Annotated in this window: 20 protein-coding genes and 2 pseudogenes; 16 read left to right on the top strand and 6 right to left on the bottom strand. The window is 61.2% G+C overall.

The features are described 5' to 3' along the window. Positions 1-208: 208 nt before the first annotated feature. Complete coding sequence (locus GM910_RS11500; RefSeq protein WP_159587686.1) at positions 209-1,288, bottom strand: GlxA family transcriptional regulator; 1,080 nt, start codon at positions 1,286-1,288, stop codon at positions 209-211. A gap of 97 nt (positions 1,289-1,385) precedes the next feature. Here GM910_RS11500 and GM910_RS11495 point away from each other — a divergent pair, with 97 nt between their 5' ends. The 14 genes from GM910_RS11495 to GM910_RS11430 all read left to right on the top strand — a co-directional run bounded on the left by GM910_RS11495 (position 1,386) and on the right by GM910_RS11430 (position 17,768). Continuing rightward, positions 1,386-2,639, top strand: coding sequence for a sarcosine oxidase subunit beta family protein (locus tag GM910_RS11495; RefSeq protein ID WP_159587685.1), 1,254 nt, complete (start codon positions 1,386-1,388; stop codon positions 2,637-2,639). A 10-nt stretch (positions 2,640-2,649) separates the two neighbouring features. Continuing rightward, entirely contained in the window at positions 2,650-2,952 is a 303-nt protein-coding gene (locus GM910_RS11490; protein WP_159587684.1) for a sarcosine oxidase subunit delta, read from the top strand. Next, the gene (locus GM910_RS11485) at positions 2,949-5,942 is read left to right on the top strand and encodes a sarcosine oxidase subunit alpha (RefSeq protein ID WP_159587683.1); all 2,994 of its coding nucleotides are present in this window, start codon (positions 2,949-2,951) and stop codon (positions 5,940-5,942) included. The genes GM910_RS11490 and GM910_RS11485 overlap by 4 nt, the downstream gene beginning before the upstream one ends. 14 nt (positions 5,943-5,956) lie before the next feature. Next, on the top strand, positions 5,957-6,508 hold the full coding sequence (gene soxG, locus GM910_RS11480; RefSeq protein WP_159587682.1) for a sarcosine oxidase subunit gamma family protein: 552 nt from the start codon (positions 5,957-5,959) through the stop codon (positions 6,506-6,508). Between the two features lie 26 nt (positions 6,509-6,534). Next, positions 6,535-7,803 carry a serine hydroxymethyltransferase gene (glyA, locus tag GM910_RS11475; RefSeq protein ID WP_159587724.1) on the top strand — a complete coding sequence of 423 codons (1,269 nt, stop codon included), beginning with the start codon at positions 6,535-6,537 and terminating at the stop codon, positions 7,801-7,803. A gap of 5 nt (positions 7,804-7,808) precedes the next feature. Further along, entirely contained in the window at positions 7,809-9,218 is a 1,410-nt protein-coding gene (locus tag GM910_RS11470; protein WP_159587681.1) for an L-serine ammonia-lyase, read from the top strand. A gap of 299 nt (positions 9,219-9,517) precedes the next feature. Continuing rightward, positions 9,518-10,528, top strand: a complete 1,011-nt coding sequence (gene dctP, locus GM910_RS11465) for a TRAP transporter substrate-binding protein DctP (RefSeq protein ID WP_201285479.1) — start codon at positions 9,518-9,520, stop codon at positions 10,526-10,528. A 233-nt stretch (positions 10,529-10,761) separates the two neighbouring features. Next, a complete protein-coding gene (locus tag GM910_RS11460) occupies positions 10,762-11,280 on the top strand; it encodes a TRAP transporter small permease (protein WP_159587680.1) in 519 nt (172 codons plus the stop codon). 6 nt (positions 11,281-11,286) lie between these two features. Further along, entirely contained in the window at positions 11,287-12,585 is a 1,299-nt protein-coding gene (locus tag GM910_RS11455; RefSeq protein ID WP_159587679.1) for a TRAP transporter large permease, read from the top strand. Between the two features lie 103 nt (positions 12,586-12,688). Next, positions 12,689-13,606: a dihydrodipicolinate synthase family protein gene (locus GM910_RS11450; RefSeq protein WP_159587678.1), complete on the top strand. Its 918-nt coding sequence runs from the start codon at positions 12,689-12,691 to the stop codon at positions 13,604-13,606. A 3-nt stretch (positions 13,607-13,609) separates the two neighbouring features. Further along, complete coding sequence (locus GM910_RS11445) at positions 13,610-15,118, top strand: aldehyde dehydrogenase (RefSeq protein WP_159587677.1); 1,509 nt, start codon at positions 13,610-13,612, stop codon at positions 15,116-15,118. After that, positions 15,118-15,354 (top strand): NAD(P)-binding domain-containing protein, encoded by a 237-nt coding sequence (locus GM910_RS11440; protein WP_159587676.1) that lies wholly within the window; start codon positions 15,118-15,120, stop codon positions 15,352-15,354. The genes GM910_RS11445 and GM910_RS11440 overlap by 1 nt, the downstream gene beginning before the upstream one ends. After that, positions 15,354-16,700, top strand: coding sequence for an NAD(P)/FAD-dependent oxidoreductase (locus GM910_RS11435; protein ID WP_159587675.1), 1,347 nt, complete (start codon positions 15,354-15,356; stop codon positions 16,698-16,700). The genes GM910_RS11440 and GM910_RS11435 overlap by 1 nt, the downstream gene beginning before the upstream one ends. Before the next feature lie 99 nt (positions 16,701-16,799). After that, on the top strand, positions 16,800-17,768 hold the full coding sequence (locus GM910_RS11430) for a LysR substrate-binding domain-containing protein (protein ID WP_159587674.1): 969 nt from the start codon (positions 16,800-16,802) through the stop codon (positions 17,766-17,768). A gap of 145 nt (positions 17,769-17,913) precedes the next feature. Here the strand turns inward: GM910_RS11430 and GM910_RS11425 are convergent, their stop codons facing one another. Both GM910_RS11425 and GM910_RS11420 read right to left on the bottom strand, forming a co-directional pair. Beyond that, the gene (locus GM910_RS11425; RefSeq protein WP_159587673.1) at positions 17,914-18,942 is read right to left on the bottom strand and encodes a trans-3-hydroxy-L-proline dehydratase; all 1,029 of its coding nucleotides are present in this window, start codon (positions 18,940-18,942) and stop codon (positions 17,914-17,916) included. A gap of 1 nt (position 18,943) precedes the next feature. Further along, the gene (locus GM910_RS11420; RefSeq protein WP_159587722.1) at positions 18,944-20,980 is read right to left on the bottom strand and encodes an NADH:flavin oxidoreductase; all 2,037 of its coding nucleotides are present in this window, start codon (positions 20,978-20,980) and stop codon (positions 18,944-18,946) included. A gap of 117 nt (positions 20,981-21,097) precedes the next feature. On the opposite strand from GM910_RS11420, the gene GM910_RS11415 reads away from it, so the two are divergent. Both GM910_RS11415 and GM910_RS27815 read left to right on the top strand, forming a co-directional pair. Continuing rightward, positions 21,098-21,778 (top strand): TetR/AcrR family transcriptional regulator, encoded by a 681-nt coding sequence (locus GM910_RS11415; RefSeq protein ID WP_159587672.1) that lies wholly within the window; start codon positions 21,098-21,100, stop codon positions 21,776-21,778. Between the two features lie 110 nt (positions 21,779-21,888). Then, entirely contained in the window at positions 21,889-22,431 is a 543-nt protein-coding gene (locus GM910_RS27815; RefSeq protein WP_201285478.1) for a hypothetical protein, read from the top strand. A gap of 2 nt (positions 22,432-22,433) precedes the next feature. Here the strand turns inward: GM910_RS27815 and GM910_RS11405 are convergent. The 3 genes and pseudogenes from GM910_RS11405 to GM910_RS11395 form a co-directional block, all read right to left on the bottom strand. Beyond that, positions 22,434-22,768, bottom strand: a pseudogene (locus GM910_RS11405) (transposase); the annotation flags it as partial. A gap of 74 nt (positions 22,769-22,842) precedes the next feature. Next, positions 22,843-23,229 (bottom strand): annotated as a pseudogene (locus GM910_RS11400) (helix-turn-helix domain-containing protein); the annotation flags it as partial. Positions 23,230-23,531: 302 nt separating this feature from the next. Next, positions 23,532-23,945 carry a MerR family transcriptional regulator gene (locus GM910_RS11395; RefSeq protein WP_201285477.1) on the bottom strand — a complete coding sequence of 138 codons (414 nt, stop codon included), beginning with the start codon at positions 23,943-23,945 and terminating at the stop codon, positions 23,532-23,534. Positions 23,946-23,999 lie beyond the last annotated feature (54 nt).

Below are 23,999 nucleotides of genomic sequence, written 5' to 3'. Positions count from 1 at the left end.
AACCGCCGCTGCCAGCTCACGCGCACCGGTATTCCGACGATGAAATCCAACGCTCGGCCGTCAGGATGCGCGCCAAGTGAGTGCCGTCGCTGAAGCCGTGGGCATGGGCGGTCTCGGTCACCGTCTGGTCCGCGCCGCCCTGTCTATGCGTCCAATTCTCAGGGATACATGCTCCAGCACAGGGAAGGTGAATCCCTCTCCCCAGGCCTCAGCTGTTCATAGATCTTGACCTGCCTGGATGTGGGTCTCCGGGAATGAGAACCGCTACCGCGCGCGATTGCAGGGCACCAGGCGCCGGCAAATTCGTCCTCCGGTACTCTGACGGTGTCAGGCCCAGTTCGGCCCTGAACGTATTGATGAGATGCGACGCGTCGCAGAAGCCGGTGGCATGGGCGATCTGCGTTACCGTCCGCCCGGTGGTCTCCAGCATCCCACGCGCAGCATCGAGGCGAAGTCGAAGATCGGCCCGAGACGGTGAGAGGCTCAGGTCGTTCTGGAAGCGGCGTTCAAGCTGCCGCCGGCCGACCCCCAGCCCCCGCGCCAATTCCTCGACCGTTTCGGGGTTCTCCATGTTCTGGCGCATCCGGATCAGCGCTTTTCGCACCACCGGGTCGCGCGCGGTCAGGTCGCTGCGAAAGCCGGGCTGAGGTTTGTCCCCGGCCATGGCTTCGTCGATGATCATGATGCTCAGGCTCTTCGTGGCGGCGACGCGGCCGATGTGTTTTTCGACCAGCCAGGCTGCCAGATGTGCGGCGCTGTGTCCGCCCGAACAGGTCAACCGGTCCCGGTCGACGACGAAAATCTGATCCGAGACGGGGCGGGCGGTGTCGAACCGCTCCAGAAAATCGTCATGGTGAAACCAGCTCACGCAGCAGCGATAGCGCTCGAGAAGCCCGGCTTCGTGGAGCAGGAAAACGCCTGTGCACAGGCCGACAAGCGGCACGCCGGCCTGGGCCACGGATTTGAGGAACGCGACGCATTCACGCGAAAGCCCGCTTGCTTCCTGGATGAGCCCACCGACGACGACGATGTAATCGTAATTTCCGGCATTGTGCAGCCGGGTATCAGGCTGGACCTTGACGCCGCAGCTCGACCGGACCGGGTTCATGTCGGCTGAGAGGACCGTCCATTCGCAATAGATCGGTCGTGAGCGATCCGCTTCGTCGGCGGCAAGCCGCAAGACATCCACGAAATTGGCAAAGGCGGAAAGCGTGAAGCGGTCTGCAAGCAGGAATGCGACGCTCAAGCGTTTCTTGCTGGGTCTTTCGCGTGAGGGAATGATCGTCATGCCGCAATCATACAATCAACACGACGCGATATTCCAGTTTTGTCTGTTTTTGTCCGACTAATATCCTGCAATCCGAACTTGCGGGAGGCGGCCTCACATGACGCATTTTTCTGCGCTATCGCTTCTGAAAAACGCTCTCACCGGGCACAAGAACTGGACGGAGCAATGGCCGGACAGCCAGCCGAAAGCCAAATACGACGTGGTGATCGTCGGCGCCGGCGGGCATGGGCTGGGCGCGGCATATTACCTGGCCAAGGAGCACGGCGTCACCAATGTCGCGGTGATCGACAAGGGTTGGCTCGGTGGCGGGAATACCGGGCGCAACACGACGATCATCCGCTCCAACTACCTCTATGACGAAAGCGCTCGGCTATACGACCACGCGCTCGATCTGTGGGAGGACTTGAGCCAGGAGCTGAACTACAACGTCATGTACTCCAAGCGCGGCGTGATGATGCTGGCGCATAACGTGCATGATGTGCAGAGCTTCCAGCGCCATATTCATGCCAATCGCCTCAACGGGGTCGACAATCGATGGCTGACCCCTGAGGAAGCCAAGGAATTCTGCCCGCCGCTCAACATCTCGCCCAAGGCGCGTTATCCGGTCATGGGTGCCGCGCTGCAGAAGCGCGCCGGGACTGCGCGCCACGACGCTGTGGCCTGGGGCTATGCGCGTGCCGCCGCATCACGCGGGGTGGACATCATCCAGAATTGCCCGGTCACCGCGATCCGGCGCGGCTCCGACGGCCGCGTTGCAGGCGTAGAGACAGCCAAGGGGTTCATTAGGGCGAAGAAAGTCGCCGTATCGGCGGCAGGGAATACCACCGTCGTCATGGACAGCGCCGGCGTCCGCTTGCCGCTGGAAAGTTTCCCGCTTCAGGCGCTGGTTTCGGAGCCGGTCAAGCCGGTCTTCCCCTGTGTGGTCATGTCGAACACGGTGCATGCTTATATCAGCCAGTCCGACAAGGGCGAACTGGTCATCGGCTCCGGTACCGACCAGTATACCAGCTATTCGCAGCGCGGCGGACTGCCGTTGATCGAACATACGGTCGCGGCGATCTGTGAGATCTTTCCAATCTTCACCCGCATGCGGATGCTGCGCAAATGGGGCGGAATCGTCGATGTGACGCCGGACCGCTCGGCTATCCTTGGCAAGACGCCGGTGCCGGGGCTCTACGTCAACTGTGGCTGGGGCACTGGCGGGTTCAAGGCCACGCCGGGCGCGGCTCATACCCTTGCCTGGACCGTTGCCAAGGACGAGCCTCACCCGGCCAATGCTCCCTTCACCCTCGAGCGATTCACCACCGGCCGTCTCATCGACGAAGCCGCCGCGGCCGCCGTCGCGCATTGAGGAGGATAATATGCTTCTCGTCCATTGCCCCTATTGCGAAGAGACCCTGCCGGAGCTGGAATTCACCTATGCCGGGGAGGCGCATATCGCCCGGCCCGCCGATCCCTCGGCCATGAGCGATGATGAGTGGCGGGACTATCTGTTCATCCGCAGCAATGTGCGCGGTCCGCACTTCGAGCGCTGGCGGCATCTCCACGGTTGCGGTCGGTTTTTCAACGCCGTGCGGGACACCGTCACCGACCGTTTCCTGACCACCTATAGGGCGGGCGAGCCGCGTCCCGACCTTTCCTCTCTCAAGGAGGCTGCGGAATGAGTGCCTTCCGCGTTCCCGGACGTGGCCGGATCGACCATGACCGTCCGGTGAAGTTTACCTTCGACGGCAAGACCGTCGAGGGGCGCGCGGGCGACACCGTCGCCTCGGCGCTGCTTGCCAATGGCGTGCATCTGATGGGGCGATCCTTCAAATACCACCGGCCGCGCGGCGCGGTCTCGGCCGGCTCCGAGGAGCCGAACGCTCTCATCGGCACACGCCGCGGGCCCGGTCGCTTCCAACCCAACACCCGCGCCACCGTGCAGGAGATCTGGAACGGTCTCGAGACCACCAGTCAGAACAAATATCCGAGCCTGAAATTCGATATCGGCGCCGTGAACGACCGCGCCTACATGCTGTTTTCGGCCGGCTTCTACTACAAGACCTTCATGTGGCCGAAGAGCTTCTGGGACAAGGTCTACGAACCCTTCATCCGGGCCGCCGCCGGGCTTGGCGTCTCGCCGAGGGAGGAGGATCCGGATAGCTACGCCTCGCGCTACCTGCACACCGACGTGCTGGTTATCGGTGCCGGACCGGCGGGTCTGGCCGCCGCGCTGGGTGCTGCTCACTCGGGCTTGCGCGTCACACTGGTCGACGAGAATGCGGAGGCCGGCGGAACGCTTCTCAGTGAGCCACAGGTCGAGATCGACGGCGCACCCGCCTGGGACTGGCTGGCAGCGACGCTCAAGGAGCTGGAGTCGCTCGGTGTCAGGATCATGACCCGCACCACGGCGATGGGCTATTACCATCAGAACATGGTCGGGCTCTGTCAGAAGCTGACCGACCATCTGGATTCGCCTCCCGTGGACATGCCGCGCGAACGGTTATGGCGGGTGCGGGCAGGGCAGGTTGTCCTGGCGCAGGGCGCGCTGGAAAAGCCACTGGTCTTCGACGGCAACGACCGACCAGGCGTGATGCTGGCGGGAAGTGCCCAGACCTATCTCAATCGCTATGGTGTTCGGGTCGGCGACAGAGCGGTCGTCGCCACCAGTCATGACAGCGCGTGGTATGCGGCGTTCAATCTCGCCGATGCCGGCACCAAGATCGTGGCCATTGTCGATACCCGCGCCGAGCCTCCATCGGATCTCGTGGCGGAGGCCGGCGACCGCGGGATCGAGGTTCTGTCCGGTCACACCGTCACCGGCACCGAAGGACGTTTGCGGATCAGGTCGGTCGATGTGAACCCGATGCGAGATAACACGCCAGGGCCGGTCTGTCGGCTTGCCTGCGATTGTCTTTTGATGTCGGGCGGCTGGACACCTTCGCTGCATCTCTTTTCGCATACCAAGGGCACGCTGGCCTGGGATGAGGACAAGCAGACTTTCCTTCCCGACCGCAAGACCGAGGCCTGCCAGATCGCCGGCGCCGGCCGCGGTCTGTGGGGAGTGGAGGCGGCACTGAACGACGGTGCCGAAATGGGGGCGCAGGCGGTCCGCGCGCTTGGCAAGGAGCCTGCCGCGATACGCCATGCCGTTGCCAATGACCGCACTGGCACCGGCGTCAGCCATAAGGAATTGCCCACTGATCGCAATCCGGGCCGGACGCGCGCTTTCGTCGATTTCCAGAACGACGTGACGGCCAAGGACCTGCGCCTCGCCGTGCGCGAGGGCATGCGCTCGATCGAGCATGTCAAGCGCTACACGACCAACGGCATGGCCACCGATCAGGGCAAGATGTCGAACATCAACGGTCTGAACATCGCCTCGGACGCACTCGGAAAGCCTGCGCCACAGGTGGGGCTAACCACTTTCCGCCCGCCCTATACACCTACGACGTTCGGCGCCTTTGCCGGATATCATCGGGGCGGGCATTTCGAGGTGACCCGCAAGACGCCGATCGATAGCTGGGCCGGGGAGCATGGCGCAGTGTTCGAGCCGGTCAGCCTGTGGCGTCGCGCCTGGTATTTCCCCAAGCCCGGCGAAGACATGGAGACGGCGGTTGCCCGCGAATGCCGGCAGACGCGGGCCAGCCTCGGTATCTTCGACGCCTCGACGCTCGGCAAGATCGAAATCGTCGGCCCCGATGCGGTGGAATTTATGAACCGCATCTACACCAACCCCTGGACCAAACTGGCGCCGGGCCGGACCCGCTACGGCCTGCTTCTGGGAGACGATGGCTATATCCGCGACGACGGTGTGATCGGGCGCCTTTCGGAAGACCGCTTCCACGTCACCACCACCACCGGCGGCGCGGCGCGCGTTTTGAACATGATGGAGGATTATCTCCAGACCGAGTGGCCCGACCTCAAGGTCTGGCTGACCTCGACGACCGAGCAGTGGGCGACCGTCGCGCTCAACGGCCCCAACGCGCGCAAGCTGCTTGAACCCTTCGTCGAGGGGCTGGATATCTCGGACGAGGCATTCCCGCATATGTCCATTGCCGAATGCACGGTGGCGGGTTTCCCGACGCGCCTGTTCCGGGTGAGCTTCACCGGCGAACTCGGCTTCGAGGTGAACGTGCCGGCCCGCCATGGTCGGGCGTTGTGGGAAAAACTTTGGGCGGCCGGGCAGCAATACGACATCTGCGCCTACGGCACCGAGACGATGCATGTTCTGCGGGCCGAGAAGGGCTACATCATCGTCGGGCAGGATACCGATGGGACGGTCACCCCCTTTGATGCCGGGTTCGGCTGGGCCGTTGGCAAGAAGAAGCCGGATTTCGTGGGGATGCGGGGGCTGAAGCGCCCGGATATGGTCGCCGAAGGCCGCAAGCAGCTCGTCGGCTTGCTGACCGAGGATGGCCAGACCAAATTGGAGGAGGGCGCGCAGATCGTGCTCGATCCCGATCAGCCCAAGCCGATGAAAATGGTCGGGCACGTCACCTCGTCCTACCGCTCGGAAGCGGCGGGCAGGCCCATTGCCCTAGCGCTCATCGAGGGCGGGCACACGCGAATGGGCGAGACCGTCTTCATCCCCATGCCTGACGGCGTGATCAAGGCGGAAATTACGGGAACCGTGTTCTACGACCTTGACGGTGAACGGCTGAAACTCTGAATGGGAGCACCGCGATGACGGCTCTTACCCCCGCTTTCATACCTGGCCCGCTTGCCAAAAGCAGCGCCCTTGTTGTCTCGCTTCTCGCGCCGACCGGCCGGTTCTCGCTCCGGGCGCACGCGGCGGTCCTGCCCGCGCTTTCCAGGGCAATCGGCGTCGATCTTCCGAGCAGGATCGGTGCGCGCGCCAGTGCCGGCACCATCGAGGTTTTGTGCCTTAGCCCCGACGAATGGCAGATACTGGTTGCCGAGACTGATGCGCTCCGGCTGAGCAAGGGGTGCGCATCCATCTATGCCGAGGCGCCGCACAGCCTGACCGAGATCTCGGATCGTGAGATCACGGTGCGCATCGAGGGCCCGAAGGCGGCGGATCTGCTGACGCTCGGCTGCCCGCGCGATATCGGCCGCCTGGGCGAGGGTGAGGGCTGCCGGACGCTCATGGACGGCGCGACGGTTGTCCTGTGGCGCGACGGCAAAGACAGCTTCCGCCTCGATATATGGCGTTCCTTCGCCCCGCATGTGGTCGCTCTTCTCGAAACCGGCTGCGCCGAACTGGCCGCAGAATAACCCGACTTTGCAAAAAGGAATCCTTCATGCTCGACAGGATGGCTGATGCCCCGATCTCCGACAGTGCCATTGCCGAAGCAATCGCCCATGAGCTTGACCGCCAGCAGAATCAGATCGAACTGATCGCCTCGGAAAACATCGTCTCCGACGACGTTCTGGCTGCGCAGGGATCTGTTCTGACCAACAAATACGCCGAAGGCTATCCAGGGCGCCGCTATTACGGCGGATGCGAGTACGTGGATATGGTCGAAGCCATCGCCATCGACCGGCTCAAGCAACTGTTCGGTGCTGAATATGCCAATGTCCAGCCGCATTCGGGTGCGCAAGCCAACCAGGCTGTCTTTCTCGCTCTTTTGCAGCCGGGCGACCGGATCATGGGCATGTCGCTTGCCCATGGCGGGCACCTGACCCATGGATCGCCGGTCACCATGTCAGGCAAATGGTTCGATGTGGTCTCCTATCAGGTGGATGAGGCAACCCACCTGATTGACATGGACGCGGTGCGCCGCGTCGCGTTGGAGACGAGGCCAAAGCTGATCATTGCCGGGGCCTCAGCCTATCCGCGTCGCATCGACTTTGCCGCCTTCCGCGCGATTGCGGACGAGGTCGGCGCCTATCTGATGGTCGATATGGCGCATTATGCCGGGCTGGTCGCGGCGGGCGAATATCCCAATCCGATGCCACATGCCCATGTCGTGACCTCAACCACCCACAAGACGCTCCGTGGGCCGCGCGGTGGTTTCATCCTGACCAATGACGAGACGCTGGCGAAGAAGATCAACTCGGCCGTGTTCCCCGGAAATCAGGGCGGCCCGCTCATGCATGTTATTGCGGCCAAGGCGGTGGCTTTCGGCGAGGCGCTTCAACCCGCATTCAAGGATTATGCGAAGCGGGTTATCGGCAATGCGCGTGCGTTGTCGGAAACTCTCACAGAAGGGGGCGTCGGCATCGTTTCGGGCGGAACCGATTGCCATATGGTTCTGGTCGATCTGCGGCCGAAGGGCGTGACTGGCAAGGTGGCTGAAGCTGCCCTGGAGCGGGCCGGCCTGACGTGCAACAAGAACGCCATCCCTGACGATCCCGAGAAACCCTTTGTCACCTCGGGCATCCGGCTCGGCACCTCCGCAGGCACGACCCGGGGTTTTGGTGAGGCCGACTTCCGCAAGGTTGGCGAACTGATCCTGAAGGTCATCGACGCGCTTGCCGCCAATGCCGAAGGCAATGCAGAGATCGAAGCCAAGGTTCTGGCCGAGGTAAGAGCGCTCTGCGCTGCCTATCCGATCTACACGACCTGACACCGATGTTCTTGTCGGTCTTCGACATTTTCAAGATTGGCATCGGGCCCTCGTCGTCACATACGATGGGCCCGATGACGGCGGCGGCGCGGTTTCTCGAGGATCTGCGCGGCGCAGCCGAGAAGATTCCCGGTGCGGGCCGGTTGGCCGGCGTGACGGCGACGCTCCACGGTTCATTGGCGTTCACCGGCAAGGGCCATGCCACCGACCGCGCCGTGATCCTCGGACTTTGCGGGCTGCTGCCCGACACGCTCGACCCCGACAGGGCAGAGTCACTGGAGGCCGAGGTGCGCCGAACCGGCCAGATCACGCCCGAGGGCTTGGGCACTCTGAAGTTCGACCCCGCGACCGATCTTGTATTCGACTTTGGCCCGCCACTCGAAGGCCATTCGAATGGGCTTGTGTTGCGAGCCTTCGATGCCGCAGACAATCCCTATCACACCGAGACCTACTACTCGGTCGGCGGTGGCTTCGTGTTGACCGAGGCCGAACTGCGCCGCAAGAACGAGGATGCGGTTTCGCTTCACGACGAAAAGCAGGCGCGCGATTTTCCTTATCCGTTCGGAACGGCCAAAGAAATGCTGGCCATGGGCACCGCCTCTGGTAAGACGATTGCCCAGATGAAACGCGCCAATGAGACGGTGGTGCACGGCGCGGATCTGGATGCGAAAGTCAACCGCATCTGGCAGGCGATGGACGAATGTATCGAACGCGGCCTGACAAAGGAAGGTATCCTGCCGGGCGGGCTCAAAGTTCGGCGTAGGGCCAGGCTCATCCATCAGCAACTCCTGGCGGAGCGGGGCAGGAACCAGGTTCAGCCGCATCAGATCAATGATTGGTTGAGTATCTACGCGATGGCGGTGAACGAGGAAAACGCCGCCGGCGGGCGGGTTGTGACCTCGCCGACGAACGGTGCGGCGGGCGTGGTGCCGGCGGTGCTGCGCTATTACCGCGATCACTGCGTCGGGTCGCGCATGGAGGGCATTCGGGATCTTCTGCTGGTCGCGGCGGCCATCGGCGGTCTGATCAAGCACAATGCTTCGATATCGGGTGCCGAAGTGGGCTGTCAGGGCGAGGTGGGTTCCGCTTCGGCGATGGCCGCTGCCGGGCTATGTGCGGCGCTGGGCGGCAGCAACGAACAGGTTGAAAACGCGGCCGAGATCGCGCTGGAGCATCATCTCGGCATGACCTGCGATCCCGCGGCGGGACTGGTTCAGGTGCCTTGCATCGAGCGCAACGCCTTGGGCGCGGTCAAGGCCGTCTCGGCGGCGAGCCTCGCATTGCGCGGCGACGGTCAGCACTTCATGCCGCTCGACAACTGCGTACGCGTGATGTTTGAGACCGGGCGCGACATGAGCCTGAAGTACAAGGAAACCTCGACCGGCGGCATCGCTGTCAATCTGCCCGAGTGCTGATCGCTTCAACGTCGGGCTTGGGTGGTGCGGTTGGGCGTGGCCCCCGCTCTGCATTTCCCACTTGCCTAAGGTCTGGCTTGGTCAAGGATGACGCGATCAGACGAATGCATGTATGTGGCCAGCCTCCAGAATCAAATATATTAGTTGTTTCCGCCCGAGCCCACGCCCCGCGCGCATAAGGTCCACCTTATGCCCAAACGATGGATATTCTCGTTTGTGCGCCAGCTATCTTGCCTCAATGATCACTGGATAGGGCAGTCTAAACTGCCCCAATAACATCCAGATCGAAGAGGGAACTCATGGTGAAGCTGTCCAACATTTCCGCACTCTCACTTGCCGCCGCGATGCTTGTCCCGTTGCCGGCGCATGCCAGCGACAAGGAATACAAGCTCGTACTGACCAGTGAGGCAGGTGATCGCGACTCCGTTCTTGGCAAGGCCATGCAGAACTGGGCCTCAATGATCGAGGAGAACTCTGACGGGCGCATCAAGGTCAATGTATTTTATCAGGGCGAGTTGGGTGGCCAGCAAGAGCTGTTCGACCAGCTCGTCAAGGGCAACGTCCACATGATGATCACCTGGCCGCAGACGTCTTACGACCAGCGGATCGGGGTGAACTACATCCCTTATCTCGTTCTGGGATGGGAGGACGCGACTGAAGCGTTCGGCCAGGACGGCTGGGTGCGCGAGGTGCTCGATCCGATCTATCAGGATATTGGCCTCAAATATTTCGGTCCGTTCCCGGAAGGCTTCGGCGGCATCGCCACCAAGGGCCGCTACGCCACCAGCGCTGAAGAGGCGCAGGGCCTGAAGGTGCGGTCGCAGCCGATCTTCCCTCTGCCGCAGACCGTTCAAGCGATGGGTTTCCAGGCGGTGCCGATCGACTGGGCTGAGGTCTATACATCGATCCAGACCGGCGTCGTGGACGGCGATTCGTCCAATGTCATCTACTGGGACTACGAATATTTCCGGGACCAGCTCGACTACTTCGTCCAGTCGTCGCACAATTTCTCGTCCTATTCACTGCTGATGAACGGTGCGGCCTGGGATGAGATGGACGAAGAAGATCGCGGGATCATTGAATCCGCAGCCGTTGCCGTGATTGACCAGCAGTTCAAGGGCGCCAAGGCGGAAGACGACAAATGGATCGCCGCGGCGCAGGAAGCCGGCATGGAGTACATCGTTCCGACCCCCGAGCAGAAGGCCGCCTGGGTCGAGCGCGTGCGTGCCGAGGTCTGGCCGCAGGCGGAGAAGGCCCTCGGCACGGAAATCATGGACGTGGTGCGCGCCAACGCATCGGTGCCGAAGTAGATCCACTAAAGACGGTTGAGGCGGGCTGCGTTCTGCGCGGCTCAGTCTCAGACTGCCGGCAATCCTCCGGCGGTCCTATGAGTGCACAGCACTCGCGGAAAGCCCCTGTTTCAAAGACAGAACAAACCGAGATCGAGTCTCGCCGATCCCAACGGCTGTCAACAATCGAGGGGAAATCAATCCGGGCCGTTGTGTCTTGCGTGGCGCGTCTTTGAATAAGGGAGGACTTCATAATGCACATGCTAAAATTAGCCGATGCGCTTCTTGTGCGCATCATCCATCCGATTTTGATCGTGGTTGGGCTGGCCGTGGCGCTGATGCTGGTGGTCGGTATCTTTACACGGTCGGTTCTCGGGTCACCTGTGTTCGGTCTCGAAGAGATCATGCTGCTTTCCGTCATGTGGTTCTACATGCTGGGCGCAGCGCTGGCATCGCGCGAACGCTCGCATCTGTCGGCCGACTTCGTGCGCGTTATCTCGAGTAACCGGAAGGTCTGGCGAGCTGCGGCTTTGTTTTCCACCACGGTATCGCTGGCTGTCGCGGTGATGTTCAGCACCTGGGCGTGGGATCTGTTTACCTTTGGTCTGGAGCGTGGCCAGTCCACGCCGGTCTTCGGGATTCCGTGGTGGATCTCGCAGTCCAGTCTCTTCGTCGCTTCGGTGCTGTTCATTGTCTATTTGGTGCGCGATCTGATCCACGAGATCCGCGGCGAGGACTGGCAGTCGGGCGATCCCGCCGCAGAAGTGGAGTAATCTGAAATGGGTGCACTTATCGCAATCATCGCCGTCGTGGTGCTGATGATGCTCGGCGTTCCTGTCGTGTTTTCCTTCGCCGCCATGACGCTCATCCTGTCGATAGCTTATACCGTCGACATATCGTCCCTGATGACCACGGGTTTCTGGTCGGTGAACTCGGTGATTCTGGTGGCGTTGCCGCTCTTCGTGATGACCGGTTACCTGATGCAAACCGGTGGGATCGCTCGGCGCCTGGTGGAATTTGTCGAGGCGTTGGTCGGACGTTCGCGTGTCGGCATGGGCACCTCGATGGTCGTAACATGCGGCATATTCGGGGCCATTTCAGGTACTGCCTCGGCCGCCGTGGCTTCGATCGGTTCTATCATGATCGACCCGATGGAGAAACACGGCTATGCACGTGGTTATACGAGCGCACTCTTGGGTGTTTCCTCGCTCTTGGGTCTGTTGATCCCGCCTTCGATTACCATGATCCTTTATGCGGTCGTGACCCGACAGTCGGTCGCAGCCTGTTTTCTGGCGACCGTTGGTCCCGGCATCTTGCTGATGATCTTCCTTGCGCTTTTCAACCGGCTGCATGTCATTCGGAAGCTGGGCGGGGATACTGAACGTGTGTCGTGGGGGCAGCGTGCTTCCGAAACGGTCTCAACCGGCTGGCGGGCAATTCCCGCACTCTTGCTGCCGGTTGTTATTCTCGGCGGTATCTATGGCGGTTTTGCCACGCCGACAGAAGCTGCGGCCATCTCAGTGGCTCTCGCCATTCCGATCGGCTTGTTCGTCTACAGAGAGCTGACTCTGCGCAAAATCGGTGAGGCTGTGATCAATGCCGCGGCCACCACCGGCGTCATCATGATTATCCTTGTATTCTCGTTCGTCGCCAGCCGAATTCTCACCCTCGAGCGCGTACCTCAGGAATTGACCGATCTCCTGCTCGGTACATTCTCGAGCCCGATACTCATTCTCTTGATGGTGAACATCTTTCTGGTTCTCATGGGCATGATCATGGACGATGTCAGCGTGATCGCTATTATCAGCCCGCTGATGGTGCCTGTCATGGCCGAGATCGGCGTGGACCCGATTCACTTTTCAGCGATCATCGGAACCAGCATTGTGATCGGGGCGAACAGCCCTCCGATGGCCCCAATCCTGTTCATGGCCTGTCGCGTCGGCAGGGTCGGGATGTCGGAAGTGATCTCGCCCGCGTTCTATTTCATGGCTTTCGCGGCATTTCCCGTAATGCTCATCACGACTTATTGGTCGCCGTTAGCGCTGTTCTTGCCGCGGCTTCTGGGGTTCATGCCGTAGAGGCAGTCTCGCATTGCTCCGCCCGCGCGGTTTGGTGGAGCAAACACCGGGAGGCTCCAAAGCCTTCCGGGATCCGACACAACATGGCGAATGGAAGTACGCAATGACATTCAGGTTCACGCTTGAAGGTATCTACACACCTGTCGTAACGCCGTTCGACGAAAAGGGCGCATTCGATCTCGATGCACTGGCCGACGTCGTCGAACATCTGGTCGAAAAGGGCGTGCATGGGATAATCTCTGGAGGATCGACTGCCGAGAATTATTCACAGACCGTCGAAGAGCGGCTTTTACTGACTCGCTTTATCAAGGACCGGCTGGATGGTCGTTTGCCGTTGATCGTCGGCACGGGCGCCATGCGGACGCCCGACTCTGTCGCGCTTGCCCAAGGTGCGCGCGAAATGGAAGCCGATGCCATCCTGCTGGGAACGCCCCCTTACTCGGTCCCGACCGAACGCGAGAATGCGCTGAATGCACTCGCCATTGACCGTGCGGCGGACCTGCCGATCATCCTTTACAACTACCCCGGTCGCATGGGTGTGCATATGGGCGAGGAGTTTCTCGATCGCGTCTGCCGCTCGCGCAACGTCATCGGGATCAAGGAAAGCTCGGGCGATATCAACCGGGTCCACCTTCTGGCCCGCGACTATCCGCACATCCAGATGTCCTGCGGCATGGACGATCAGGCACTTGAGTTCTTTGCCTGGGGTGCGCGCAGTTGGATCTGCGCAGGTTCCAACTTCCTGCCTGAGGAGCATGTCTTCCTCTACGAGACCTGTGCCGTGCACGGCGATTTCGCCAAGGGGCGTCGGATCATGTCCGCCATGATGCCGCTGATGCGCGTGTTGGAGCAGGGCGGTAAGTTCATCCAGTGTGTGAAGCACGGAACCGAAATGGCAGGCCTGCGGGCGGGGCCGATGCGCCCTCCGCTGCGCGGCCTCAACAAGGATGACAAGCGGGAGCTTGAGCAGGTCATCCGAACCCTCAAAACCACCATTGCGGCCATCAAGGCGGAGAACTGATCCATGAGCGAGCTTCTGACCCGCGAAGAATACGAGGCTATTGCGGCCAACCTGTCCCTGCCGGTGAACGCGTTCATCGATGGCAGCTTCCGTCCGGCGAAATCCGGCAAGACCTTCGAGACCGTGAACCCGGCGACCGGCGTGAAGCTTGCGGATGTGGCGGCCTGCGATGCCCAGGATGTGGACGTTGCTGTTTCCAAGGCGCGTGAAGCGTTTGACGATGGCCGCTGGTCGAGACTGCATCCCTCCGAACGCAAGGATGTGCTAATCCGGCTGTGCAAGCTGATGACCCGGAATCGCCACGAGTTGGCGGTGATGGAAAGTCTGGACAGCGGAAAGACGATCTACGATTGCGAAACCGTGGACGTGCCCGAGACCATCCACTGCATCAAGTGGCATGCGGAACTGATCGACAAGATCTATGATCAGGTGGCCCCCGCTTCGGACAATCATATCGCAATGGCTGTGCGCGAACCTGTCGGCGTCGTCGGGCTTGTCCTGCCGTGGAACTTCCCGCTTCTGATGATGGCTTGGAAAATCGGCCCCGCGCTGGCCGCAGGATGCTCGCTAGTGATCAAGCCTGCAGGAGAAACCAGCCTCACCGCTCTTCGGATTGCCGAACTGGCCCATGAGGCGGGCGTTCCTGCGGGCGTGCTGAACATCGTGACCGGCAGCGGCTCCGCCGTGGGTGAGCCATTGGGCAAGCATGCGGATGTGGACATGGTGTCCTTCACCGGTTCGACGGTGACGGGGCGGCGGTTCCTGCACTATTCGGCGGACAGCAATCTCAAGGAAGTCGTGTTGGAGATGGGGGGCAAGAATCCCTGCATCGTGATGGATGACGCGGAGTATCTCGACTCGGTGGCCGAACATGTGGTCAATGGCGCTTTCTGGAATATGGGCGAAAACTGCTCTGCTGCATCGCGCCTGATTGTCCACAAGGACATCAAGGACGATCTTCTGGAGCGGGTGAAAACCGTCGCCCGCCAGTGGAACGTTGGTTCACCGCTGGATCCGTCCGTGCGGGTTGGTGCCTTGGTTTCCAAGCCTCATTTCGACAAGGTCTGCAGCTATCTCGGGCTGGCCAAGAAAAGCCAGATCATCCTGGGTGGCAAGGATATCGATGGCGCCTTCGTTGAGCCCACGATCGTCGACGTGGGCGGCAACGACGAAACTCTGGCCCGTGAAGAAATCTTCGGCCCGATCCTGTCGGTCATCACCGTGTCGAGCTTTGACGAAGCCATAACGGTGGCCAATGACACGGAATACGGTCTGGCGGCCTCGATCTTTACCGCCAACGCACGTCGGGCGATCCGCGGGGCGCGCGCCCTTCGCACCGGAACCGTGACTGTCAACAGCTTTGGCGAAGGTGACATCACGACGCCCTTTGGTGGTTACAAGCAGTCGGGCTTTGGCGGGCGCGACAACTCGATCCACGCCCACGACCAATATACCCAGCTCAAGACTATCTGGATCGACCTCAGCGATCCGTCGGATTCCAAGGTGGAGTAATGGCGCGGATCGGTTTCCTTGGTACCGGAGAGATCGCCTCGGCGATGGTTCAAACCATCGCCGGGGCAGGGCGCGACATTGTCGCCCCTCTCGGCAACGAGCGGGCTTCGGCAGAACTGCAGAGGAAGTTTCCTGGGCTAAACCAGGCTTTGAGCAGGGCACTGGCGGAAAACGGAACGCTTGCCGCCATCGACGGCCTTCAGGAAAGACTTCGATTACCTCCGAAAGAACAATAATGCAGCGCCAATACGTGGCGAAGAGGCCGCCCAAATTTGCCGGGCAGGCAGCCTGGAGCGCAATTCTCGGCACGGTCCCCGCAGCCCAGCCACTGCAAGGCAATGTGACGGCCGACTTTACCGTGATCGGGGCAGGCTTTGCGGGATTGTCTGCGGCGCGGCGCCTTGTTCAATTGAACCCGGGGGCAAAGGTTGTCGTGCTCGATGCTGCCCGCGTAGGCGAAGGGGGTACCGGGCGCAATTCCGGGTTCATGATCGACTTGCCCCATAACCTGGCATCGGAAAATTATGCCGGTGCGAACGACGGCCTAGATCGAAGCCTGATCGCTCTGAACCGGTTGGCGATCTCGTTCGCCCGTGAGGCGGTGCAAGACTATGGGATAGATGCCAACTATTTCGATCAGACAGGCAAGATCAACGGTGCAGCGACGGCGTCCAGCCACGCGCAGAACAAATCCTATGGCGCTCATTTGCAGGTCCTGGGCGAGTGCCACGAGATGCTGGACCAACAGGCAATGTTCGAGCTGACGGGCAGCCGATACTATGTGTCGGGCCTCTATACGCCGGGGACCGTCATGCTCCAGCCCGCCGGATACGTTCGCGGACTGGCTCGTGGCCTGTCCCGAGAGGTCGTCGTCCATGAGAACAGCCCGGTTACCGCCTTCCGCCGGCAAGGCGCTGGCTGGCGCGTGGAAACCTCCGGTGGAGCCGTGTCGACCGGCAAGATCATCCTTGCCAATAACGGCCAGATCGAGAGTTTCGGCATCGCGCGCGGCCGTCTCATGCACATTTTCCTCTTCGCCAGTATGACCGAAGAACTGACTGGTGACGTACTGCGCCGCCTCGGCGGGCAGCCGAGATGGGGCATCACTCCGTCTGATCCGATGGGAACGACGGTCCGTCGGATCGACACGGGGCAGGGCGGCAATCGAATTGCCGTCCGATCCTGCGCCGAATTCTGCCCGAGTATGGAAAGCACCGAATACAAGATGCGTCGCGCGGCGAAGATTATGCGCAGAAAATTCGATGAACGCTTCCCGCAACTCCGTGACGTCAAGATGGAGTACATTTGGTCGGGCCCTTTGTGCTTGTCTCGGAATGGCGTATCCGTGACGGGTGAGATCGACAATGGCGTGTTTGCTGCCTGTTGCCAGAATGGCCTGGGAACAACTCGTGGGACGCTAACTGGTATCGCCGCAGCAGAGTGCGCCAGCGGGAAAAGTTCCGCCATCACGGAATTCTTTGCGCAACAAGCGAAACCGTACCTCCTCCCGCCTGCCCCGTTGGCGAAGTTGGGCGCGACGGCATATCTGAACTGGAAGGGATGGCGGGCGAGACACGAATGACGCAATCAACTGCTGTACGTTGCGACATCGCCGCAGCAGTTGCGTTTGGCAGCAGTTCAGACGTGCTTGTGCATTCAGCAAGAACGCCTAGTCTAGGGCATGCTGCCCAAACGCCGATACCTTCCGTCGCTCGGATCGTTCGCCACTTTTGAAGTGGCGGCGAAGCATCTGAGCTTTACCATGGCAGGCACTGAGCTCAATGTCACGCAGGCGGCGATCAGTCAGCAGATTCGGGGCCTTGAGAAAGCTCTTGGCGCCACGCTTTTCGTACGCAAACACAATAGTCTCGAACTGACGCCCGTGGGTAAAAGCTTGCTGAAGGCCGTTAGTCAGGGGCTTGACAATATCTGCGACGGGGTTGAGGCGATCTTGGCGCCGTCCGACGTCGCAGTGATTACCTGCTCAGGCACCAACGCGGCTGTCGCTTGCTGGCTGAAGCCCTTTGTTGACCGGTTTCGGGCTGACAACCCGGAGGTGAGGTTCGTGCTGTTGGCCTCGGACGAGGACGACGCACTGCGGAACTTCGACGAGGTCGACGTATCCGTGATCTGTGGCAATGAGCGCTGCGATGTGGGCGAAAGGCTTTACTATCTCTTCCCGGAAACGGTCGAGCCGATGTGCAGTCCTGAATATTTGAAAAAGCATGGCCCGTTCGATGATCCGAACAGCCTTGAGCATGCACAACTGCTTGAATTGCATCGCACACATTGGTCCGCCAATGCAATCGGCTGGCAAGCAGTCACCTGGGAGGACTGGTTTCGTGCGATGGGTATTGCAATTCCGCCGTTCGTACCTTCCCTGGTCAGCAACAATTATCCACTGCTACTGGAGGCTGCTGTAGGTGGGGAGGGGGTCATTCTCGGCTGGCATCACCTTGTCAAAGCTGAACTCGAGGCGGGGAGGCTCTGCCGCCTCTTTGACACCCCGCTTCAGGTGGATCGGGGCTATTACCTCAAGCTGAACTCCGCATCGCTGGGAAAGCCCCATGTCCTTCAGTTTATCGAATTCGTCTTGTCTGGTCTTGTGGGCACAACGCAAAACGTCCCCCGGCGCTCACTCACGGGGTAAGCGCAGGTAGATGGTCCAACGTATCACTGAACGTTCTGATGAGGCGCCTCAGCCCGCGGGCAGCATTAGCGGATAGCCATGCTTCGCTGTCGATGCAACCAGCAAGCTTTTGTCTCCATGCCTGGTGCCTGTTTGCCCCATTGCGTCAACGAGCGCCCCAGGTGTCGGAGAGCCTGTATCCTTCCGGCCAAGGGTCGGAGGGATCGAGCATGTGCTGGTGGATGCCGGTGATCCAGCCGCGGCCGGATATCTCTGGGCGGATGGCCGGGCGGCCGGCAACGGTCGTTTCGCTAAGTATCTGACCAGAGAAGGTTGAACCGATGAGCGAGCGAGTCGTGAGGCGGTCCCCCGTCTTCATCAGGCCGCGCGCGTGCAACACCGCCATGCGGGCTGAAAGGGCCGTGCCGGTGGGGGAGCGGTCAACCTTCCCTGGCTGGATGGCGACGGCGGCGCCAGCCTCGAAGCCCTGCGGTCCCTCTGAAAGCGGCCCAGCGAAGAGACAGAAGGAAAAGTGCCGCCAGTCCGGGTTCTCGGGATGCTCGAAGCCCAGTTGTGCGTTGGCGGTGTTCGTGATCTTTACACCGAGCCTGGCGATGTCATGCGCCTCGCTCTCGTTTAGCGAGAACCCCATTGCCGCGGCGTCCACGATCACGAAGCTATCGCCGCCATAGGCGGTGTCGACGGACAGCGAGCCGAGGCCTTCGACCTCGAGCGACTCGTCAAGGCGGGAGGCAAAAGAGGGCACGTTCTGGACAAAGATGCGCTCGGCCTTTCCGTTGCGGCATTCCGCCCGCACGTGGACAAGGCCACCCGGCGCTTCGAGTACCAGATGTGTCTCCGGTTCTGTCATTGGCACGAGGCCGGCATCGAGCAGCACGGTTGAAACGCAGATGGAATTGGAGCCGGACATCGGCGGCGTATCCTCCGGCTCCATGATGATCCACGCCGCCTGTGCCTCCGGGTGCTTGGGGGGCACCAGCAGGTTCACATGCCGGAAGACGCCGCCGCGCGGCTCGTTCAGGACGAAATTTCGGAGAGTCCCGTCCTGCGCGATCCACCGACTCTGCTCCCAGATCGTGTCGCCCGGGGGAGGCAGAACGCCACCGACGATCACATCGCCGACCTCGCCCTCGGCATGGGCGGAGATCACGTGAATGGTTTTGGATGAACGCATGTCAGATAACCTTCATCAACCGCAGGGCGTCGTAGATCGCGGCATGGGTATTTCGGGCAGCCACGGCATCGCCGATGCGGAAGAGCTGATATCTGCCGTCGGGGTTATTATTGACCGTCTGCGGGCGGCCCTCTATGAGCGCCTCGTAGTCCACCTCGCCGCGGTTTATGGAACCGGGGCGGAGGTCGAAATAGATATCGTCCAGCGGCCGGGTGCCGTGGTTGACGACAACCTGATCCACTCGCCGTTCGCGGGTGACACCGCCATAATCGCTGCCGATAGTGGCCAACAGGCCATTACCATCGCGCCGCACCGCATCGAGCTTCCAGGTCACGGTAAAAGTCACGTCCTGCTTCTGGAGCTCGCGCATCGACGGCGTGAGCGACATGGCCATGACCTCGGGTGCGAAGCTGCGGTCACGCGTCATGATCTCGACCTTTGCGCCTGTTCCAGCGATCTTCTCGGCCGCCTGAAGCGCGGCGTAGTCGCCCGCATCGTCGTAGATCAGCACATTCTGCCCTGGCCGAGCATCGCCAGAGAGGATGTCCCAGGCCGATACGACCAACTCGTTGCCTTCTTCTAGCACGTCGGTATGGGGAAGACCTCCGGTAGCCACGATAACGACGTCCGGCTTGTCTGCCAGTACGGTCTCGTCATCGGCGAAGTTGTTGAAGTGGAAAGTGACGCCCATTCGCTCGCATTCGGCAAAGCGCCACTGGATGATCTGCATCATCTCGGCCCGGCGCTCGGTCTGGGCGGTCAGGCGGATCTGCCCACCCGGATCGTTCGCCGCCTCATGTACGATCACCTCGTGGCCGCGTTCCGCGGCGACACGGGCGGCCTCCAACCCGGCGGGTCCGGCGCCGACGATCACCACGCGCCGTTTGGTGTCGGCCTTGGCGACCTCATGCGGCTGCTCCAGCTCGCGCCCCGTCGCCGGGTTGTGCAGGCAGAGCGCCGCGCCGCCCTGGTAGATCCGGTCGAGGCAGTAATTGGCACCGACGCAGGGGCGGATGCGCTCTTCCTCGCCGCGTATGATCTTGGCGACTATATGCGGGTCGGCCATATGCGCGCGGGTCATGCCGACCATGTCGAGCTTGCCGCTGGCGATCGCGTGGCGGGCCGTCGCGACATCCTGAATCTTGGCAGCATGAAAAGTGGGGAAGTTGGTCGCGGCTCGGATCTCTCCGGCAAAATCCAGGTGCGGGGCGCTGCGCATGCCCTGAACCGGGATCACGTCGGTCAGCCCCGCATCCGTGTCGATATGCCCCTTGATCACGTTCAGGAAGTCCACCATGCCGCAGGCTTTCAGCCGATGCGAGATTTCCAGCCCGTCCTCTTTGGTCAAACCGCCCGGCAAATCCTCGTCACCCGTGTAACGGACGCCGACGATGAAATCTGGCCCCACCCGCTCGCGAATGGCTTTCAGCGTGTCGAAGGTGAAACGCAGGCGATTGTCGAGATTGCCGCCGTAGGGGGCGTCAAGATCGTTCGTCAGCGGCGACCAGAACTGGTCCATCAGATGGCCGTAGGCCTGCAGCTCGATGCCGTCGAGCCCCGCCGCCTTCATCCGCTCCGCCGCATTGGCGTAATCCTCAATAATGCGGGCGATGTCCCAGTCCTCGGCCTTTTTCGGGAAAGCCTTGTGCGAGGGTTCGCGTTCATGGCTGGCGGAGACCACCGGCAGCCAGTCAGCCTTGTCCCAGCGGGTGCGGCGGCCGAGATGCGTGAGCTGGATCATGACTGCGCAATCATGCTCATGACACTCGTCGGTCAGCTGTCTCATCCAGCCGACGACCTCGTCCTTCCAGGCCAGAATATTGTTGAACACAGGCGGACTGTCGCGCGCGACCGAGGCGGAGCCTGCGGTCATCGTCAGTGCCACACCGGCCCGTGCCCGCTCCGCATGGTAGGCGCGGTACCGTTCCTTGGGCATGCCGTCCTCGGGATAGGCTGGCTCGTGACTGGTGATCATCAGCCGGTTCTTCAGCCTCAGATGCTTTAGTTCGTAAGGCTGAAGAAGAGGATCGTGCGACATGGTTCGTCTCCCAAACACTGAGGGATGATTCCACGGAATGTTCATCTATGTCAATTCAAAGTTCATAAGTGTATATTTTGTTTGCCGCGCGGACGATCGGCTGGTATGATTCCGCCAATGGACAGGAAAAGCGAAATCACCGGGGAAACCGAAAAATCGTCTGGTTGGCGCGGGTCGCGCGATGTCTGGCTGCAGGCTGCGAAGCGGGCGTTCCTCGAAACTGGGCTCGACGCCGTGAAAATCCAGCCGCTAGCGAACAGCCTGAAAATTTCGCGCACCAGCTTCTATTGGTTCTTCAAGGACAGGAATGCTCTTCTCGATGCTCTTCTCGAAGAGTGGGAAACGAAGAATACCGGTGCCTTCGTGGCGGCCTGCGAATCGTATGCCGAAACAATTACGGAAGCCGTGTTGAACCTCATCACAGTATTTTATGATGAAGAAGTGTTCGAACCGCAATTGGATTTCGCAGTACGTGGTTGGGCCCACCAATCTGACTCCGTGATGGCGCGCGTTAACCTGATGGATGAGCGTCGCCTCGCGGCGATACGAGACATGTTCGTCAGGTTTGGTTTCGCCAGTGACGATGCTGACGTCCGTGCGCGCACGGTCTATCTCGTCCAGATTGGTTACATCTCGATGCAGGTGCAGGAAAGCGTTGCCACGCGGATGTCGCGTGTTCAGCGATATGTCGAGATCTACACGGGTCGGCCACCCACACAGAGCGAAGTGGACCGCTTCCACGCGCGACTAAAATTCAGACCGCAAGAGAGGGGCGCAAGCCTGCATACGGTGGCCTGAACCGACCGTGCAAACTATTCCAGAGGAAACGCCATTGCACGCCCAACTGATCTCATACGACGACACGATCGGTAATCTGTCCTGGACCGAGGCGGTCGAGGCATTGAGAGTTGGACATCTCCGGCCGAAAGCCCAAGTCGCGGACATTTTTCTCGGCGTCTGATCGTCGGCGCTGGAACGGTCGCCTGGAGCCTCGTCAAAGCCTATCGGGCGCTTTTCCCGGGGCTGGAGCGTCCATCTGGGCGCGACGGGCAGAACAGTCCACGGCCCTTGCGCGCGAGTTTGAGGCCGAACCCTTCTCGGTCGCTGCTGTTTCCGATCTAGCGACGGCCGTGACCGAGGCAGACATCATCACCAGCGCTACTATGGCACGTGAACCGGTCCTTCGGGGTGCCTGGATCAAGCCAGGGACGCATGTGGACCTGATTGGCGCCTACAAGTCCGATATGCGCGAGGCCGATGATGCTTTGATCTCGAGCGGATCACTTTATGTGGATAGCCGTGAGACTACGATCGACCATATCGGCGAGCTGACTATTCCCATTGCAAGCGGCGTCATCGCCGCGGACGCGGTTATGGGGGACCTTTACGACCTGGTTCATGGCCGGACCAGCGGACGCCGTTCGGCTTCTCCACCGCGCGGGCCTGCGTAAGGCTCCTGGAACAGCCAGATCGTCTTGGCATCCGGCACCTTGTCACCGAGCCCCAGCCCGAGGAAGCGCATGAAGGACAGCCGGTCCTGGATATGGAACTCGGCCTGGTCGTCAGACAGCCCGTAAAGCGCCTGCAGAACCAGGACCTTGAACATCAGCACCGCATCAAAGGGCGGCCGGCCGCCTTTGGCGCCATCGGAGCGCTTCAGCGCCTTGGCCAACGGCTTGCGGAAACCTCCCAAGGCACCACCGCGTTCAGCTTCTCCAGTGGATCGCCGGCCTCGCTCAGCCGCACATAACGCTCGTCAATGTCCCAAAACCCCGCCTGTCCCCGCATCCAACGCCTCCGACAAAATCACCAGGCGAAGTGAATCAAAATGCGTTCCCGATTGCGAGGTTTTTCGAGGTGTCCAGATGCGTACCCTCGGCCTTGCAGCGCCGCCTCTGGCGGGCGCGCTGGACAAGGCCGTGACGGTCGAGGACGGCATGCACCGTGCTCTTGGCCGGCACCCGCACGTCGCCGGCCACCTTGCGCACAAGCAGCTCCCTGATCTTGCGCGCGCCCCCCCAATGCGGCTTGTCGCGCTTGGCCTCGATGATCAACCGCTCCACCTGCTCGGGCAGCTGGTTGGCGTAGCGCACTGGCCGCCGCGAGCGGTCGCAGAGTGCATAAGCCCCGTCCACCTTGTAGCGGCCCCAGATCTTGTAGCCGGTCTTGCGCGAGATGCCGAACTCCCGGCACACATCGCTCATGCCTTCCCCGTCCAGAAGGCGGGCGACAAAACGTGTTCTGGCCTGCCATGACTCTTTGTAGAGTAATCGATCGGCGTGGTCACTGTCTCGCGATGGTTCACCGACGGCCAGAAGCGCCGCGTCACCCACCCATCAAGCGCGAACTGTGCCGGGGATCGGCGATCAAGCACCTGAAGAGTGAGCACTACGTGGGCCGCCGCTATCCGATTCTCAGAACCGGTGACGCTCATAACGCTGCGCTCGCCACCGCCAGAAACAACTTCCGCCTCCTCTTCTTATGTCTGAAGCTCCTGCTGCGTCTGCTCTTCGCGACACACTTCGCCTCAATACCAAGGCGGCCATCGGCCTCAGGCTGCGAGCGCATCAAGGATCGGGCATTCCGGCACGTCTTCGCCCGAGCATTGCGCCATGGTCTGGGCCAGGAGCCTTTCGATGCGCCGAAGGTCGGCGATCTTGGCCCTGATTTCCGCCAGATGCGGCTTTGTCCGTTCCTGGATCTCGGCGCAAGTCTGACACTTGCGGTCGACGAGGTCCAGCAAGCCGCGGATCTCGTCGATGCCAAAGCCAAGCTCCCGGCTGCGCAGGATGAAGCGCAGGCGTCGAACATGGGTCTCGTCATAGAGACGATACCCCTTGGGACTGCGCGGCGGCTCCGGCATGAGGCCGATGTTCTCGTAGTAACGAATGGTCTCGAGGTGGCAGCCGGTTCGCTTGGAAAGCGCGCTGCGCTGCAACCCCTTCACGGAAGCGTGTTCTGACATGGCGCAATTTCCGTCTTGAGCCTGTAGTTGGTACAGGCGTTATGTACCATGGGA

The organism is Chelativorans xinjiangensis, assembly GCF_009812055.1.
In the GTDB taxonomy this organism is placed as follows: Bacteria; Pseudomonadota; Alphaproteobacteria; order Rhizobiales; family Rhizobiaceae; genus Chelativorans; species Chelativorans xinjiangense.
The sequence above is the reverse complement of the archived record's forward strand: the minus strand, read 5'-3'. Positions and strand labels throughout refer to the sequence as shown.